The sequence below is a fragment of the Paraburkholderia sp. SECH2 genome (assembly GCF_030464795.1).
In the GTDB taxonomy this organism is placed as follows: domain Bacteria; phylum Pseudomonadota; class Gammaproteobacteria; order Burkholderiales; family Burkholderiaceae; genus Paraburkholderia; species Paraburkholderia aspalathi.
This window is the reverse complement of record NZ_JALPRH010000009.1, coordinates 1-15,594: the sequence shown is the minus strand read 5'-3', so window position 1 is coordinate 15,594 and position 15,594 is coordinate 1. Positions and strand designations below refer to the sequence as shown.

Sequence of the window (15,594 nt, the reverse complement as noted above, 5' to 3'; positions counted from 1 at the left end):
AGCACCAGAACCAGATACAAGCACTCACATAAGCACACGCTCCCATGATTCTTCCGTATCGACTCGAAGCACGCACGACGCCCTCGCGCACGATGCAGATCGCCGTGCCGCTGATCGCCGCGTTGCTCACGCTCGTGATCGGCTTCCTGATCTTCAGCCTGGTCGGCCGTGATCCGCTCGCAGCCATGCACGCGTTTTTCATCGAACCGCTCTCCAGCGTGAACGGCTGGTCCGAACTGCTGCTGAAGGCTTCGCCCTTGTGCCTGATCGGCCTCGGCCTCGCGATCGGTTATCGCGCCAACGTCTGGAACATCGGCGCTGAAGGGCAGATGCTGCTTGGCGGTATTGCCGCCAGCGGTGTCGCGATCTATTTCGATCAGGCCACCGGCTGGTGGATTCTGCCAACCATGATGGTCGCCGGCGTGCTCGGCGGCATGGTGTGGGCCGCGATTCCCGCGCTCCTGAAAAGCCGCTTCAATACCAACGAGATTCTCGTCAGCCTGATGCTCACGTATGTGGCCACGCAGCTGCTGATCTATCTGGTGAGCGGCCCGTGGCGCGATCCGCAGGGCATGAACTTCCCGCTTTCGGAGATGTTCAGCGGCGACGCGCTGTACCCGACCTTTTCCGGCGACTGGCACTGGAAATGGCTGCGCGGCACGCGGCTGAACGCATCCGTGTTCATCACCTTGATTGTAATTCCGTGTGTGTGGCTTTTCATGCGCAAGAGTTTCGCGGGCTACCGGATGAATGTCGGCGGTCTCGCGCCGCTTGCTGCGCGCTACGCCGGGTTCTCCGACAAGAAAACCATCTGGACGTCGTTGCTGATCAGTGGCGGTCTGGCGGGTCTCGCCGGAATGGGCGAGATCGCCGGTCCGATCGGCCAGTTGCAGGCGACATGGTCGCCGGGCTACGGCTTCACCGCGATCATCGTCGTGTTCGTGGGACGGCTGCATCCTGTCGGCATCGTGCTCGCGAGCTTGCTGATGGCGCTGCTGTACCTCGGCGGCGAAGCGGTGCAGACCTCGATGCAATTGCCGCAGGCGCTCTCCGGCGTGTTCCAGGGGCTGCTGCTGTTCTGCCTGCTGGGCGCCGACCTGTTCGTGAACTACCGCGTGCGCCGGCGCTCCGCCGCCGCGCAGGCCCACTGATTTTCCCGGCGGATCTCCATGGATATTCAACAAGCCAGCGCGCTCACCTCGAGCGCCGTCACCGCCGCAATCCCGCTGATGTTCGCGGGCGCGGGCGAACTCGTCACCGAGAAATCGGGCGTTCTCAATCTCGGCGTTGAAGGCATGATGCTGATGGGCGCCGTGACCGGCTACGCGGTCACCGCCATTACCGGCAACCCGTGGCTCGGCGTGGTCGCCGCGATCGGCGCGGGTCTCGCGATGTCGCTGCTGTTCGCGTTCCTCACGCTGACCATGCTCGCCAACCAGGTCGCCACCGGCCTGTCGCTGACTATCTTCGGCATCGGCCTGTCGGCCTATGTCGGCAAGCCGTACACGTCGGCCGCGGTGCGCGCCACGATCGACACGTGGACCATTCCGGGTCTCTCGAAGATCCCGGTGCTCGGACCCGCGCTCTTCAGCCTCACGCCGCTCGATTACCTTGCATTTCTGATGTTCGCGGTGATCTGGTGGTTTCTGTACCGTACGCGTGCGGGCCTCGTGCTGCGTTCGGTCGGCGAATCGCCGCAAGTGGCGCACTCGGTCGGCTTTCCGGTGGTCGGTGTGCGTTACGGCGCGGTGGCCTTCGGCGGCGGCATGGCGGGTCTCGCCGGCGGCTATTACTCGATCGTCAACCTGCACTTGTGGCAGGAACAGCTTACGTCGGGCCGCGGCTGGATCGCGCTCGCGCTGGTGGTGTTCGCGACATGGCGCCCGGGGCGTCTGCTGATCGGCGCGCTGCTGTTCGGCGCCGTGACGGGTCTGCAGTTTTACGCTCAGGCCATCGGCGTGCCGGTGCCGACACAGTTTCTGGCGATGCTGCCGTACGTCGCGACCGTCGTCGTGCTCGTGCTGATTTCGCGTAACCCGAACACAATTCGTCTGAATGCGCCCGCGTCGCTTGGCAAGCCGTTTTTCTCGGCGGGATGACACGCTTGTCGCTTCAAATGACCGACCACACGTTTCAAATCAATCGACAAACACGACAGGAGAAAACATGAAGAGAAGAAATCTGCTGACCGCCTTCGCATGGGGCGCAGCTTCCCTGGTGCTTGCCGCGCCGCTCGCGCAAACCGCGCAGGCGGCCGACGCACCGGGCGTCGCGTTCGTCTACCTCGGCAATCCGGGCGACGCCGGCTGGACCTTCGCGCACGATCAGGGCTCGAAGGAAGCCGAAGCGAAGTTCGGCAACAAGATCAAGATCACCCGCATCGAGAACGTGCCGGAATCGGCCGACTCGGAACGTGTGTTCCGCGATCTGGCGAACAAGGGCAACAAGATCATCATCGGTTCGAGCTTTGGCTACCAGGACTTCGAACTGAAGGTCGCAAAGGACTTCCCGGATACGGTGTTCCTGCACGCAACCGGCTACAAGAAGGCGCCGAACTTCGGCACCTATGACGTGCGCATGTACCAGGGCGCCTACCTGGCAGGCGTCGCTGCGGGTTATGTGACGAAGACCAACACGCTGGGCTTTGTCGCATCGGTGCCGATTCCTGAAGTGATCCGCAACATCAACGCATACACGCTCGGCGCGCGTTCGGTAAATCCGAAGATCCACACCAAGGTCATCTGGATCAACAGCTGGTTCGATCCGGGCAAGGAAAAGCAGGCCGCTGAAACACTGATCGGCCAGGGCGCCGACGTGCTGCTGCAAAACACCGATTCGAGCGCGACGCTCGCGACCGCCTCGGAAAAGCACGTGCATGCGTTCGGCTGGGATTCGGACATGAAGAAGTTCGGTCCTGATGCGCACCTCGGTTCGGTGGTCGCGCACTGGGGCGTGTACTACAACGCGGCCATTCAGCAGGTGCTGGACGGCAAGTGGAAGAACGATCCGGTGTGGTGGGGCATTCCGCAGAAGGCCGTCAATCTTGAAGACCTGAATACGTCGGCGATTCCGGCCGATGCGCAGAAGCAGGTGGCGGCGAAGCGCGACGACCTGGCTGGCGGCAAGTGGGACGTCTTCACCGGTCCGATCAAGGATCAGTCCGGCGCGGTGAAGGTGCCGGCAGGCAAGACGCTGACCGATCCGGAACTGCAACGCTTGAACTGGTATGTGGAAGGCGTAGACGGTACGCTGCCGAAGTAATCCGGCTCGCGCGATCGTCTAGAACGAATCGCGTAAGGATCGACCGGGTCGCGAATGACCGGGTAACAATCGACCAGGCGGCGGTCTCAGCAACCGCTGCTTTAAGACGCTGCGTCCAGTACGGACGCAGCTTTTTTTTGCTTCGGATTATGTGTTGGAGATGTTTCGGGCGAAGCGCTAGTCGATGCGTAGGCCGACCTTGATGGTCACCTGCCAGTAGGCGACCTTGTCGTTCTCGATCTGGCCCCGTGTTTCCGTCACTTCGAACCAGTGCAGATTGCGCAGCGTCTTCGACGCTTTTTTAATCGCGGTGCTGATTGCGTCGTCGATCGATTTGGTCGATGAGCCGGTCAGTTCGATTTGTTTGTAAACATGTTCTGACATGAACTTCCTCCTTTGACCTTCGTTGGTGTGCAAAAAAAGTATAGGCAATGGATTGCTGTCGACGTCCTCCATGTCCCCATGCCCTGCATGTGAGCGGATCATTCCGCACATCGCGTGCCCGATATGCCGCGGTGAGGCGAGGCCGTTATGATGTTCGCGCAACTCAATCTGAAACCTGACGAGGCTTGAAAGTGGAAATTGGTTTTTGCGGTCCTGGTCTGATGGGCGCGCCGATGATCCGGCATCTGCTGCGCGCGGGGCATACGGTGCATGTCTGGAATCGCACACGAGCCAAGGCGGAAGCGTTGCTGGCGGACGGCGCCAAGGTGGTCGATACGCCGCGCGAACTGGCCTCGCGGTGCGAAGCGGTGCTGTTGTGCGTCGCGGATGCGGCGGCGGTTGAAGAAACGGTGTTCGGTGCCGAGGGACTGTTGAGCGCGGATGCCACCGTGCCGAGATGCGTGCGCTGGATCGTCGATCACTCGAGCATTCCGCCGGCCGCGACGCGCACGTTCGCGCAGCGCGCGGCGGCGGAAGGTCCGATTGCTGCTACGGGTGAGGGCGGACAAGACCTCAAGCCTGCGGGCGCAGGCACTGCAAGCGTCGGCTGGATCGACGCGCCGGTATCCGGTGGCGTAGCGGGCGCGACGGCGGGCACGCTGGCGATCATGGCGGGCGGCGCCGCAGCGGACGTCGAGGCGGTCACGCCGTTCCTTGGCGCGTATTCGTCCCGTGTCACGCACATGGGCGACGTTGGGGCGGGGCAAACCACCAAGCTGTGCAATCAGACCATCGTCACCGCGACCCTGGCAGCGATCGCCGAGGCCGTGAGCCTTGCGCAGCGCAGCGGCATCGACGCCTCAAAACTGACGGAAGGTCTCGCTGGCGGTTGGGCCGATTCAGTGCTGCTGCAGATTTTCGTGCCGCGCATGACACAAAGCGGCCTCGCGCCGATCGGCGCATTCCGTACGTTCCAGAAGGACATCGACACGGTCGCCGCGACGGCGTACGAGACCGGCACGCCGATGCCGGTTTCGTCGACGGTCCAGCAACTGCTGCGGCTCGGCGCGGCGATGGGGCTGGGCGAGGCCGATCTGTCGGCCTTCATCGACGTTTTGCAGACGCCGCGCGGCGGCTAGAAGGCAGGCGGGGAGGCGCAAATCGGGCGCAAACGGGGCGCAAACCGACCGTAAAAGCGGCGTCGAAACGCGCGAGCACGGCGCTCGCGTGGGTTGAATTCGCGATAACCTGCTAAAATATTGGGTTGTTCGCCGATATCACCTTAAAGGACGCGCCGTGCTGTCTACCGCCAATATCACCATGCAATTCGGGCCAAAGCCCCTCTTCGAGAACATCTCGGTCAAATTCGGGGAAGGGAACCGCTACGGCCTGATCGGTGCGAACGGTTGCGGCAAGTCTACCTTCATGAAGATCCTGGGTAGCGATCTGGAACCGAGCTCCGGCAACGTGATGCTCGAACCGAACGTGCGCCTCGGCAAGCTGCGTCAGGATCAGTTCGCGTACGAAGACGTGCGCGTGCTCGACGTCGTGATGATGGGCCACACGGAAATGTGGGCTGCCATGACCGAGCGCGACGCGATCTACGCAAACCCTGACGCCACCGACGACGACTACATGCACGCCGCCGAACTCGAAGCGAAGTTCGCCGAGTACGACGGTTACACCGCCGAAGCGCGCGCGGGCGAGCTGCTGCTCGGCATCGGCATCGCTATCGAAGACCACAATGGCCCGATGAGCAACGTCGCACCGGGCTGGAAACTGCGCGTGCTGCTCGCGCAGGCGCTGTTCTCGAAGCCGGACGTGCTGCTGCTGGACGAACCGACCAACAACCTGGACATCAACTCGATCCGTTGGCTGGAAGACGTGCTCAACCAGTACAACTCGACGATGATCATCATCTCGCACGATCGTCACTTTTTGAACCAGGTTTGCACACACATGGCCGACATGGACTTCGGCACGCTGAAGGTCTATCCCGGCAACTACGACGACTACATGCTGGCCAGCACGCAGGCGCGCGAGCGTCAGCAGAACGCCAACGCCAAGGCGAAGGAACGCGTCGCCGACCTGCAGGACTTCGTGCGCCGCTTCTCGGCGAACAAGTCGAAGGCGCGTCAGGCCACCAGCCGTCTGAAGATGATCGACAAGATCAAGATCGAGGAATTCAAGCCGTCGTCGCGCCAGAACCCGTTCATCCGCTTCGAGTACGAGAAGAAGCTGCACAACATCGCGGTGGTGGCGGACAAGATCTCGAAGAAGTACGAGCGTCAGATTTTCAACGACTTCAGTGTCAGCGTGCAGCCGGGCGAGCGTATCGCGATCATCGGCGAGAACGGCGCGGGTAAGACCACGCTGTTGCGTTCGCTGCTCGGCAAGCTCACGCTCGATCACGGTACCGTGAAGTGGGCGGAAAACGCGAACGTCGGCTACATGCCGCAGGATACGTATGAAGAGTTTCCGACCGACGTCACGCTGATGGACTGGATCGACGGCTACCGTCAGGAAGGCGACGACGAGCAGATGGTGCGCGGCACGCTCGGCCGTCTGCTGTTCAATGCCGACGACATCCGCAAGTCGGTCAAGGTGCTCTCTGGTGGTGAGAAGGGCCGCATGATCTGGGGCAAGTTGATGCTGGGCCGTCACAACGTGTTGCTGATGGACGAGCCGACCAACCACATGGACATGGAGTCGATCGAATCGCTGCAGATCGCGCTCGACAAGTACGAAGGCACGCTGATTTTCGTCTCGCACGACCGTGAGTTCGTGAGTGGCCTCGCGAACCGAATCATCGAAGTGCGTACCGATGGCACGCTGAACGACTTCGGCGGCAACTATGAAGACTTCCTGTTGAGCCAGGGCGTGCAGTAAGCGCTCTCTGCTTTACGGTGTAGTGCAAGAAAAAGCCCGCTTCGAAAGAAGCGGGCTTTTTTCATGGTGGGCGTTCTGCACGCGGGTCCTGGTTGCTCCGTCCGCGCGAATCAATCTCACCTTGAAGTGACCAACGTCAACCAACCGGTCTCAAAATCAAACGGGCAAACAGCCTTATTGACCCAAAGCAACGCACGCCGCGCCCGACAATCGATGATCACCGCTTCGATAGTCCATCCATCGGGTCGTCAATGCACACCTCTCACTCTTTCCCACCACTTGTTATCCGCGGCCGCTCGCTGCTTCCAATCGTGCAAGGCGGCATGGGCGTCGGCATCTCGGCCCACCGCCTCGCCGGCAGCGTCGCCCGCGAAGGCGCACTCGGCACCATCGCCAGCATCGACCTGCGCCATCATCATCCCGATCTGATCGAACGCTGCCGGCAATCTCCCGACCGGGCTATGCTCGAACAGGCGAACCTCACCGCGCTGGCGCGTGAAATCCACACCGCCAAAGCGCTCAGCGAAGGCCGCGGCATGATCGCCGTCAACGTGATGAAAGCGGTCAACGCGCAAGCGGAGTACGTGCGCGTCGCTTGCGAAAACGGCGCCGATGCAATTGTCATGGGCGCCGGCTTACCGCTCGATTTGCCGGACATGACCCAAAGCCACGACATCGCGCTGATCCCCATTCTGTCGGATAGCCGCGGCGTCGCGCTGGTGCTGAAGAAGTGGATGAAAAAAGGCCGTCTGCCCGATGCCGTCGTGATCGAACATCCGGCCCACGCAGGCGGCCATCTCGGCGTGAGCAATCTCTCTGACATGCATGACCCACGCTTCGAATTCTTGCGTGTGCTTGAGGAACTCGATGCGGTATTCACGTCGCTTGGTTTGCGTCGGGAAGACGTGCCCTTGATCGTCGCGGGCGGCATTAATAGTCACGAAGCTGTGCGCGAGTTGCTGAGCGCCGGTGCCAGCGGCGTGCAGCTCGGCACGCCGTTCGCCGTCACCGAAGAAGGTGATGCGCATCCGAACTTCAAACGCGTACTGGCCGAAGCGACACCCGACGACATTGTCGAATTCGTCAGCGTGACGGGGTTGCCTGCGCGCGCTGTTAAAACACCATGGCTGATGCGTTATCTGCGTCACGAGACGAAGATCCGCGAGAAGATCGGCGCGCTCAAACACACCTGTCCGACCGCGCTCGAATGCCTCAGCGTTTGTGGCTGGCGCGACGGTGTCGAAAAGTTCGGCCACTTCTGTATCGACACGCGACTCGCCGCGGCATTGCGCGGTGACGTGGCTAACGGCCTGTTCTTTCGCGGCCGCGAAGCCTTGCCGTTCGACACGGCCATCCGCAGCGTCCATGACCTGATCGAACTGCTCCTGACCGGTGCGACGCGACCCGCTGTCGCAGGTCGTTGGGCGTTCTCGCTGGGTTGATGCGGGTCAACGTGAAACCTGACAAGACCTTCGACAATCCCCGCACGCAAACAACACTCGGGGAAGCACATGAAGCACTTGCTCAGGAACAGAATCAAGGCCGCTGCTGTCGCGACGTGCCTACTAGGCGCGGGCGCGCTGGCCTTGCCGGCACAGGCTGCCGGCGACGACCAGATGAGCGGCATTCACGCCGGCGACGTACTGGTGCGTCTGCGCGCAATCAGCATCATGCCGAACGTGGGGACCAGCCAGTCGCTGTCGGCGCTTAATGTAGACGTCAACAATGCCATCGTGCCGGAGCTGGATCTGACCTACATGATCCGCGACTACCTCGGCGTCGAGCTGATTCTCGGCACGTCGCGTCATCAGTTGACGTCGGGTCTCGGCAATCTCGGCGGTGTGAACGTGTTGCCGCCCACGCTGCTGCTGCAATATCACTTCAACCACGCGGGGCGCATCCGTCCGTACGTTGGGGCGGGTCTGAACTACACGTTGTTCTATAACAACGGCCTGAACGCAGGCGGTCAGCCGATCTCGATCACAAACCACAGCTTCGGCCCCGCGTTGCAGGCAGGTGTGGACGTGCAGGTGACCAAGTCGCTGTTCGTCAATGCGGACATCAAGAAGATCTGGATGCACACCGATGCAACGCTTGGCGGTCAGTCGCTCGGCCGCTTGAATATCGACCCGGTGGTGGTCGGTTTGGGTGTCGGTATGCGGTTCTGATTGCCGCGCTCGAGAAGCCGCGTTCGTCACGCAAAAAACGCCGGAATGTCCGGCGTTTTTTATTGCAATTGCTATGTCGATCGGGAGACGGGTTTTCCGGCAGGAGGGCCGATGCGGCCGGCCACAGTGCTGCAAGAGGCTACAGCTTGTCGTTCTTGAAACGCATGGCAGTGCCGTCCTGCTCGATGCGTACCCACACCGCGCGTTTTTCCTCGTCGCTCAGGAACACCCAGTTGGACACTTCGGTGGCGGTGCGGCCGCAGCCTTTGCAGACCTCGTCGAAAAGCGTGGAACAGACACCGATGCACGGGCTGTCGGGAAGATCGTGGAGATTCGAAGCCATCGGAAACCTTGGGGCGGAGAAGCGAAGTTCCGCTATGTTATCCGATGCGGCGGCCACGCCCCCGAAGCGGCCAGGAACCCTGCACGATTGGCAGCATCCGGCGGTGTTCTGGCTTGAACCCGGCAGCTTCAAAACCATCAACGCCTAACCCCCGACCTTCCTCAGCGCGCGATGCTGTACCCGACCCGTGCCATCCAGTGCTGCCGATTGTTGTAATCGAGCAGATCCTCGCCGTAGCCGTTGAAGTATCCGACCCAGATATACCCGCCCCACTTGCTGCCGAGCAGCTTGGCGAGAGGATAGGTGAATTGCGAATCAACACTGCCGTACCAGTGCTTGGTACCCTTGCGCAGCGTGGTTGCGAGTTGCCAGCCGTCCGGGCTGCCGTATTTGACCAACAGGTCGACGTAGCCGCGATAGTCGGCGATATCGGGGTTGTTGCTCGTGCCAAGGTAGTAATAGATTTTTGGCGAGACGGTCAGATGGTTGCCCGTCAGATCGCCGAATTCCCATGTCGGGCGGATAAAGGGCATGTTGATGCTGCGCGAGTCGGTACCCGCCTTGCCGTTCGATTCATGCGCGATACCTGCTGCAAAACCCATGCGCGTGAAAAACGGGCTGTGCCAACCGGTGTCCGGCACGTAGTAGAACAACTGCGGGGAGTAGGTCGTATCGCGGAACGGCCGTGAGTCGGCGGACAGATCCCAGATCGAGGTCTGCGTGTAGGCGAAGTACAGGTTGTCGAGGAACGCCTTCGAGCGCAGATCGTCGGGCATCAGGATGCGGTATTTGAAGCTCAGTTGCAGCCGGGCGTTCGTATCGCCATTGTGGCCGAAGGCGATGTACATCGGCTCGTAGTAGGAGACGTGCGCGAGCACGCCACGTCCGGTGGTGGAGAGCGAGTCGCCGGGCGGCGACATCGCGTCGCCTGTCGGGCCGCCCACGGCCGCGGCCGCGGCCGCGGCCGCTTCGGCCGCCTGGGCAGGCGTGCTCGCTTCGCTTTCCGCGCGTTCTGCTTGGGCGATGGCGTCCTGCTGCGGGCCACGATTGATCGCGACGAGCGCCGGCGACGCGTCGAAGCCCACTGGATCGATACGCACTTCGCCGCGTGCCGACTGCGGCCAGGGTGCCGAGAAACGCACTTTGCGGAATTGACCTGGCCGCAGATGCAGCGTGTCGGGCACGCCAGGTTCGCGCTGCAGGTCGAGCGGCTGCGGCGACTCCTCGGCACCGGTCAAGGTGACGCGGATCGTCGGCGGGACGGTGACGGTGAGGGCGCGGGCGTCGTCGGCGGAATAGAGCAGCGTGATTTGCAATGGCTCGTTGGCAGCGGCGACGCGCGCCGGCTGCAGCATCGCGACCGTCGCGCGGGCCTCGCCGCAGAAGGCGCCGATGGTGACGATGGCGAGGAGGGTGGACAGCAAGACGGTGCGTGAATTGCGCTGGACGGCGCGCTGACTTTGAAGTGACGTATCGGGGGCGAGGCGGGCAAGCGAAGCGAAAAAGCGCATGGGCTGTCGTCCAGAGAACAGGGGAGCGTGAGCGAGGCGGCAAGACGGCGAGGCGGCACCGCGGTAAGACAGCGGCATCGCAGGTCATCAGGAATTTCTAAGAGAATACTTACAAACCGGCTTCATTCGCAAACACAATGCGGGGAGTAGCCGGCCCACCACTTCATCCGCCGAATGCCAACTGCCATAGCAGCGCCATATTCAGCAGGATGATGAACGCCGCCGACAGTCAGGCCAGCCGGTCTGCCGTCCGGCAGACGCCGACGGCGGTTCGGTCGCAACGCGGACGGATTCGTGTTGATCGATACCTGGAGATTTGAGACCGCACTCATGCGCAAGTGACGTGCCCGCAGCGAACCCGGCACGCGACGCAGCGAGGCCAGGGAGCCAGTCCCGAAGGTACGTCCGCGTGGTTCGCGCCGTACCGTCTACAAGGCTCTCTACGGTATTGTGCACCGTGGCGCGACGGGTGGCTTACGCTCGCATCGAGGTTAGCTGTAAGGCATAAGATTCGCGGGAAACGGCCTCTGGCTGCTGCCTTGATGCGAACCCGATGGGGCGCGGCGGCCGTAACTTGACAACGAGATAACACCAAGGCCGTCACTGGTGTTTTTTTCGGGTAGACACGCGCCGATAACCCGCTAAAATTGCGCCCATTTTGTAGCGGCGCGGCTTACGCTGTACCGTTTGCGCGACAGCCCAGCATTTTTTTTGGTGCGCGCAATAATTAATGGTAGTTTTCGGATTTTTCAGGGGAGCCGCGTGCGGTGTGCCGCGGCGTGGTTGAAGACAGCCGGATCGGGCCGGCCAGGATCGGAGAACGGGATGAAAAGACGGGTAGTGGGACAAGTGGCGGCACTGGTTCTGTGCGCAACACCGTGGTTGACGGCTGCTGCGAAAGACACGCAGCTCAACGTGTATAACTGGTCCGATTACATCGCCAAGGACACCATTCCGAACTTCACCAAGCAGTCCGGTGTCCAGGTCAAATACGACAACTACGACAGCGACGACACGCTGCAAGCCAAGCTCCTTACCGGCAGTTCCGGTTACGACATCGTCGTGCCGACCAGCAACTACGCCGGCAAGCAGATCGCCGCGGGCATCTTCGCGCCGCTCGACAAATCGAAGCTGCCGAACCTGAAGTACCTCGATCCCTCGCTGATGGCCCTCGTGGCCGGCGCCGATCCGGGCAACAAGTACACGGTACCCTGGGCATACGGCACGACCGGCCTCGGCTACAACGTCACCAAGGCGCAGCAGATCCTCGGCAAGAACGTGCCGCTCGACAGCTGGGACGTCCTCTTCAAGCCGGAAAACATTTCGAAGCTGAAGACCTGCGGCGTGTCCGTGCTCGACGCACCGGACCAGATGTTCGCCGCTGCGCTGCACTACATCGGCAAGGATCCGATGAGCACGAACCCGGCCGACTACCGCGCCGCGCTCGAGATGATGAAGAAGATCCGTCCGTACATCACGCAGTTCAACTCGTCGGGCTACATCAATGACCTGGTCGGCGGCGACGTGTGCTTCGCGTACGGCTGGTCGGGCGACGTCGTGATCGCCAAGCATCGCGCGATCGAGGCGAAGAAAGCCTTCAAGATCGAGTACTACATTCCGAAGGGCGGCGCCCCGGTGTGGTTCGACGTGATGGCGATTCCGAAGGACGCGAAGAATAAGGAAGCCGCGCTCGAGTGGATCAACTACATCGAAACGCCACAGGTTCATGCCGCGATCACCAACGCCGTCTACTATCCGAGCGCCAACCTCGAAGCGCGCAAGTATGTGGACAAGGACGTGGCGAACGATCCGGCCGTGTACCCCTCGCCTGAAGTCATCAAGACGCTGTTCCTGCTGAAGCCGCTGCCGCCGGAAATCCAGCGTCTGCAAACGCGGCTGTGGACTGAATTCAAGTCCGGCCGCTGATTCGCCGTCAGAGTGAGCGGGTAAGTATCATCAAGAAGCCCTCGGTGTCCACCGGGGGCTTTGTTCGTCAAACGCCGGAGTAAAGCATTGTGATGAGTAGTGACCAGTCGGGCGCGCTGGCAGGGACCGCCGTGCCGTCCCCGGGCCTGAACGCCGCAGCAGGCGATGCCGCAGAGAATTTCGTCCAGATCGTCGACATCGTGAAGAAGTTCGGCGAGACCGCAGCGGTCAAAGGGGTCAACCTGTCGGTGAAAAAGGGCGAGCTGTTCGCGCTGCTCGGCAGTTCCGGTTGTGGCAAATCCACCTTGTTACGCATGCTGGCCGGCCTCGAATCGATCACATCGGGCAAGATCCTGATCGATGGCGAAGACCTCGCGCAATTGCCGCCTTATCGCCGGCCGGTCAACATGATGTTCCAGTCATACGCGCTGTTTCCGCACATGACGGTCGAGGCCAACGTCGCCTTCGGCCTTAAGCAGGAAGGCGTGCCGAAGTCTGAACTGAAAGACCGCGTGCAGACCGCGCTCGATCTCGTGCAGATGGGCCGTTTTGCGAAGCGCAAGCCGCATCAGCTCTCCGGCGGTCAGCAGCAGCGTGTGGCGCTCGCGCGCTCGCTCGTCAAACGGCCGAAGCTGCTGCTGCTCGACGAACCGATGTCCGCGCTCGACAAGCAGATCCGTCAGCGCACGCAGATCGAACTGGTCAACATTCTCGACAAGGTCGGTGTGACCTGCATGATGGTGACGCACGACCAGGAAGAGGCGATGACGATGGCGGACCGTCTTGCCGTGATGAGCGAAGGCGAGATCGTCCAGCTCGGCACACCGCATGAAGTGTACGAATATCCGAATAGCCGTTTTTCAGCCGAGTTCATCGGTTCGACCAATCTGTTCGACGGCAACGTCGTCGAAGACGAACCCGATCACGTATTCATCGAAACGCCCGACTTGCCGGTCCGTCTTTACGTGAGCCATGGCATCACCGGGCCGCTCGGCATGCCGGTGACGATTTCCGTGCGGCCCGAGCGCATCGCGCTCACGCGCAAACCGCCTGAGGGTGCGTACAACTGGGGCAAGGGCATAGTCACGAATATCGCCTACATGGGCGGCTATTCGCTGTACCACGTGAAACTCGACGCCGGCAAAACCGTGATCGCCAACGTGACGAGCCTTGCCTTAACGGAGATCGATCCGCCCACCTGGGGCGACGAGGTGTATGTGCGTTGGAGCGCATCGGCCGGCGTGGTGCTGACGTCATGAAGCGCTCGATCAGTTCTTTTGCGTCGTGGCCGGTGCGCCGTTTCAACCTGACTGCCCGCACCGCGGTGGTGGCCGGCCCGTTCATCTGGCTGCTGCTGTTTTTCCTCGTGCCGTTCCTGCTGGTCGTGAAGATCAGCTTTGCCGATTTGCAGCTTGGCATTCCGCCTTATACCGAACTCGCCAAGTACACCGACGGTGTGGTTCACGTCGCGCTGGACCTGTCGCACTATGCGTTTCTGCTGACCGACAGCCTTTATTTCGCGACCTATGTGAATTCGGTGGTGGTGGCGGCGATATCCACGTTGCTGTGTTTGCTGATCGGTTATCCGATGGCGTATTACATTGCCCGATCGAATCCGGCAAGTCGGAATCTGCTGATGATGGCGGTGATGCTGCCGTTCTGGACGTCGTTTCTGATTCGCGTGTATGCATGGATCGGGATCCTGAAGAACAACGGCTTGCTGAACAACTTCCTGATGTCGACCGGGCTGATCCATACGCCGATCGAGCTGTATCACACGAACACCGCGGTTTATATCGGCATGGTGTATTCGTACCTGCCGTTTCTCGTGATGCCGTTGTACGCGCATCTGGTGAAGATGGACATGACCTTGCTGGAAGCTGCCTACGACCTCGGTGCGAAGCCGTGGCGGGCGTTCTGGCAGATCACCTTGCCGTTGTCGAAGAACGGCATTATTGCCGGGTGTTTGCTGGTGTTTATTCCGGCGGTGGGCGAGTACGTGATTCCGGAATTGCTGGGCGGCGCGAACACGTTGATGATTGGCCGCGTGATGTGGAATGAGTTTTTCGACAATGCCGATTGGCCGATGGCGTCTGCCGTGACGTGCGCGATGGTGTTGTTGTTATTGGTGCCGATGGCGTTTTTCCAGTACGCGCAGGCGAAGGCGATGGAGGAAAGACGCTGATGAAGCCGAACCGGATTTTTCAGTTCATTGCTTTGGGGATCGGCTTTCTCTTCCTCTACGTTCCGATCGTGAGTCTGGTTGTGTATTCGTTCAACGAATCGCAACTGGTCACGGTGTGGACGCGGTTTTCGACGCGCTGGTATGCGGCGTTGTTGCAGGACGACGAGTTGATCGCAGCGGCGTGGTTGTCGTTGCGGGTGGCGTTGCTGACGGCGTTTGCTTCGGTGATTATCGGCACGTGGGCCGGGTTTGTCTTGGCCCGCATGGGGCGGTTTCGGGGCTTTACCCTTTACACCGGGATGATCAATGCGCCGCTGGTGATTCCCGAGGTGATTCAGGGGATCTCGTTGTTGCTGCTGTTCATCGAAATGGCCAAGTGGTTGGGGTGGCCTGCTGGGCGCGGTATTTTCACGATCTGGATCGGGCACGTGATGTTGTGTATTTCGTATGTGGCCATCATTGTGCAATCGCGGGTGAAGGAGTTGAATCCATCGCTTGAGGAAGCTGCGCTGGATCTAGGGGCGACGCCGCTGAAGGTGTTTTTCTTCATTACGTTGCCGTTGATTTCGCAGGCGCTTATTTCTGGGTGGTTGTTGTCGTTTACTTTGTCTATCGACGATCTGGTTTTGTCGGCGTTTTTGTCGGGGCCTGGGTCTACGACGTTGCCGTTGGTTGTTTTTTCTCGTGTTCGGCTTGGGTTGAATCCTGAGATGAATGCGTTGGCTACGTTGTTTATTGCTGTGGTTACTGTTGGGGTTGTTTTGGGGAATTATTTTATGCAGCGGGCTGAGAGGAAGAGGGCCGTGATGGCCGTATAGGGGTTTCTCTTGCGTAGCGCTTGTTTGGCCGTGTTCTTAGGGCTTTGGCCTTTTCTTGTTTTGTTAGTGGTCTATTAGCGTTCCCCCTGTGCGGGGGGGCACCTACTTT

14 protein-coding genes are annotated in these 15,594 nt (G+C 60.9%); 11 read left to right on the top strand and 3 right to left on the bottom strand.

Features of this window, described 5'->3' with window-relative positions:
- The first annotated feature begins 44 nt into the window (after window positions 1-44).
- The 3 genes from M0D66_RS17060 (at window position 45) to M0D66_RS17050 (ending at window position 3,261) form a co-directional block, all read left to right on the top strand.
- On the top strand, window positions 45-1,151 hold the full coding sequence (locus M0D66_RS17060; protein WP_266211066.1) for an ABC transporter permease: 1,107 nt from the start codon (window positions 45-47) through the stop codon (window positions 1,149-1,151).
- An 18-nt stretch (window positions 1,152-1,169) separates the two neighbouring features.
- Window positions 1,170-2,099 (top strand): ABC transporter permease, encoded by a 930-nt coding sequence (locus tag M0D66_RS17055; protein ID WP_200566083.1) that lies wholly within the window; start codon window positions 1,170-1,172, stop codon window positions 2,097-2,099.
- Between the two features lie 67 nt (window positions 2,100-2,166).
- Window positions 2,167-3,261: a BMP family ABC transporter substrate-binding protein gene (locus tag M0D66_RS17050; protein WP_266211065.1), complete on the top strand. Its 1,095-nt coding sequence runs from the start codon at window positions 2,167-2,169 to the stop codon at window positions 3,259-3,261.
- A 177-nt stretch (window positions 3,262-3,438) separates the two neighbouring features.
- Here the strand turns inward: M0D66_RS17050 and M0D66_RS17045 are convergent, their stop codons facing one another.
- A complete protein-coding gene (locus tag M0D66_RS17045; protein ID WP_054035325.1) occupies window positions 3,439-3,645 on the bottom strand; it encodes a dodecin in 207 nt (68 codons plus the stop codon).
- 191 nt (window positions 3,646-3,836) lie between these two features.
- On the opposite strand from M0D66_RS17045, the gene M0D66_RS17040 reads away from it, so the two are divergent.
- From M0D66_RS17040 to M0D66_RS17025, 4 genes are all read left to right on the top strand, one after another.
- Window positions 3,837-4,784, top strand: coding sequence for an NAD(P)-dependent oxidoreductase (locus tag M0D66_RS17040; RefSeq protein WP_211705396.1), 948 nt, complete (start codon window positions 3,837-3,839; stop codon window positions 4,782-4,784).
- 157 nt (window positions 4,785-4,941) lie between these two features.
- Window positions 4,942-6,534, top strand: a complete 1,593-nt coding sequence (locus M0D66_RS17035) for an ABC-F family ATPase (RefSeq protein WP_093639789.1) — start codon at window positions 4,942-4,944, stop codon at window positions 6,532-6,534.
- A gap of 251 nt (window positions 6,535-6,785) precedes the next feature.
- Entirely contained in the window at window positions 6,786-7,976 is a 1,191-nt protein-coding gene (locus M0D66_RS17030) for a nitronate monooxygenase family protein (protein WP_211705395.1), read from the top strand.
- A gap of 69 nt (window positions 7,977-8,045) precedes the next feature.
- On the top strand, window positions 8,046-8,702 hold the full coding sequence (locus tag M0D66_RS17025; RefSeq protein WP_211705394.1) for an OmpW family protein: 657 nt from the start codon (window positions 8,046-8,048) through the stop codon (window positions 8,700-8,702).
- A 139-nt stretch (window positions 8,703-8,841) separates the two neighbouring features.
- On the opposite strand, the gene M0D66_RS17020 is transcribed toward M0D66_RS17025, so the two are convergent.
- On the bottom strand, window positions 8,842-9,045 hold the full coding sequence (locus M0D66_RS17020) for a DUF1289 domain-containing protein (RefSeq protein WP_028199276.1): 204 nt from the start codon (window positions 9,043-9,045) through the stop codon (window positions 8,842-8,844).
- A gap of 161 nt (window positions 9,046-9,206) precedes the next feature.
- Window positions 9,207-10,556 (bottom strand): phospholipase A, encoded by a 1,350-nt coding sequence (locus M0D66_RS17015; protein WP_211705393.1) that lies wholly within the window; start codon window positions 10,554-10,556, stop codon window positions 9,207-9,209.
- An 825-nt stretch (window positions 10,557-11,381) separates the two neighbouring features.
- Between M0D66_RS17015 and M0D66_RS17010 the strand changes: the two genes are divergently transcribed.
- From M0D66_RS17010 to M0D66_RS16995, 4 genes are all read left to right on the top strand, one after another.
- The gene (locus tag M0D66_RS17010; protein ID WP_093647677.1) at window positions 11,382-12,482 is read left to right on the top strand and encodes a polyamine ABC transporter substrate-binding protein; all 1,101 of its coding nucleotides are present in this window, start codon (window positions 11,382-11,384) and stop codon (window positions 12,480-12,482) included.
- 92 nt (window positions 12,483-12,574) lie between these two features.
- Window positions 12,575-13,741 (top strand): ABC transporter ATP-binding protein, encoded by a 1,167-nt coding sequence (locus M0D66_RS17005; protein WP_211705391.1) that lies wholly within the window; start codon window positions 12,575-12,577, stop codon window positions 13,739-13,741.
- Window positions 13,738-14,667, top strand: coding sequence for an ABC transporter permease subunit (locus tag M0D66_RS17000; protein WP_154566207.1), 930 nt, complete (start codon window positions 13,738-13,740; stop codon window positions 14,665-14,667). Before M0D66_RS17005 ends, M0D66_RS17000 begins: the two co-directional genes overlap by 4 nt.
- Window positions 14,667-15,485 carry an ABC transporter permease subunit gene (locus M0D66_RS16995; RefSeq protein ID WP_093647682.1) on the top strand — a complete coding sequence of 273 codons (819 nt, stop codon included), beginning with the start codon at window positions 14,667-14,669 and terminating at the stop codon, window positions 15,483-15,485. The genes M0D66_RS17000 and M0D66_RS16995 overlap by 1 nt, the downstream gene beginning before the upstream one ends.
- Window positions 15,486-15,594: the final 109 nt, after the last annotated feature.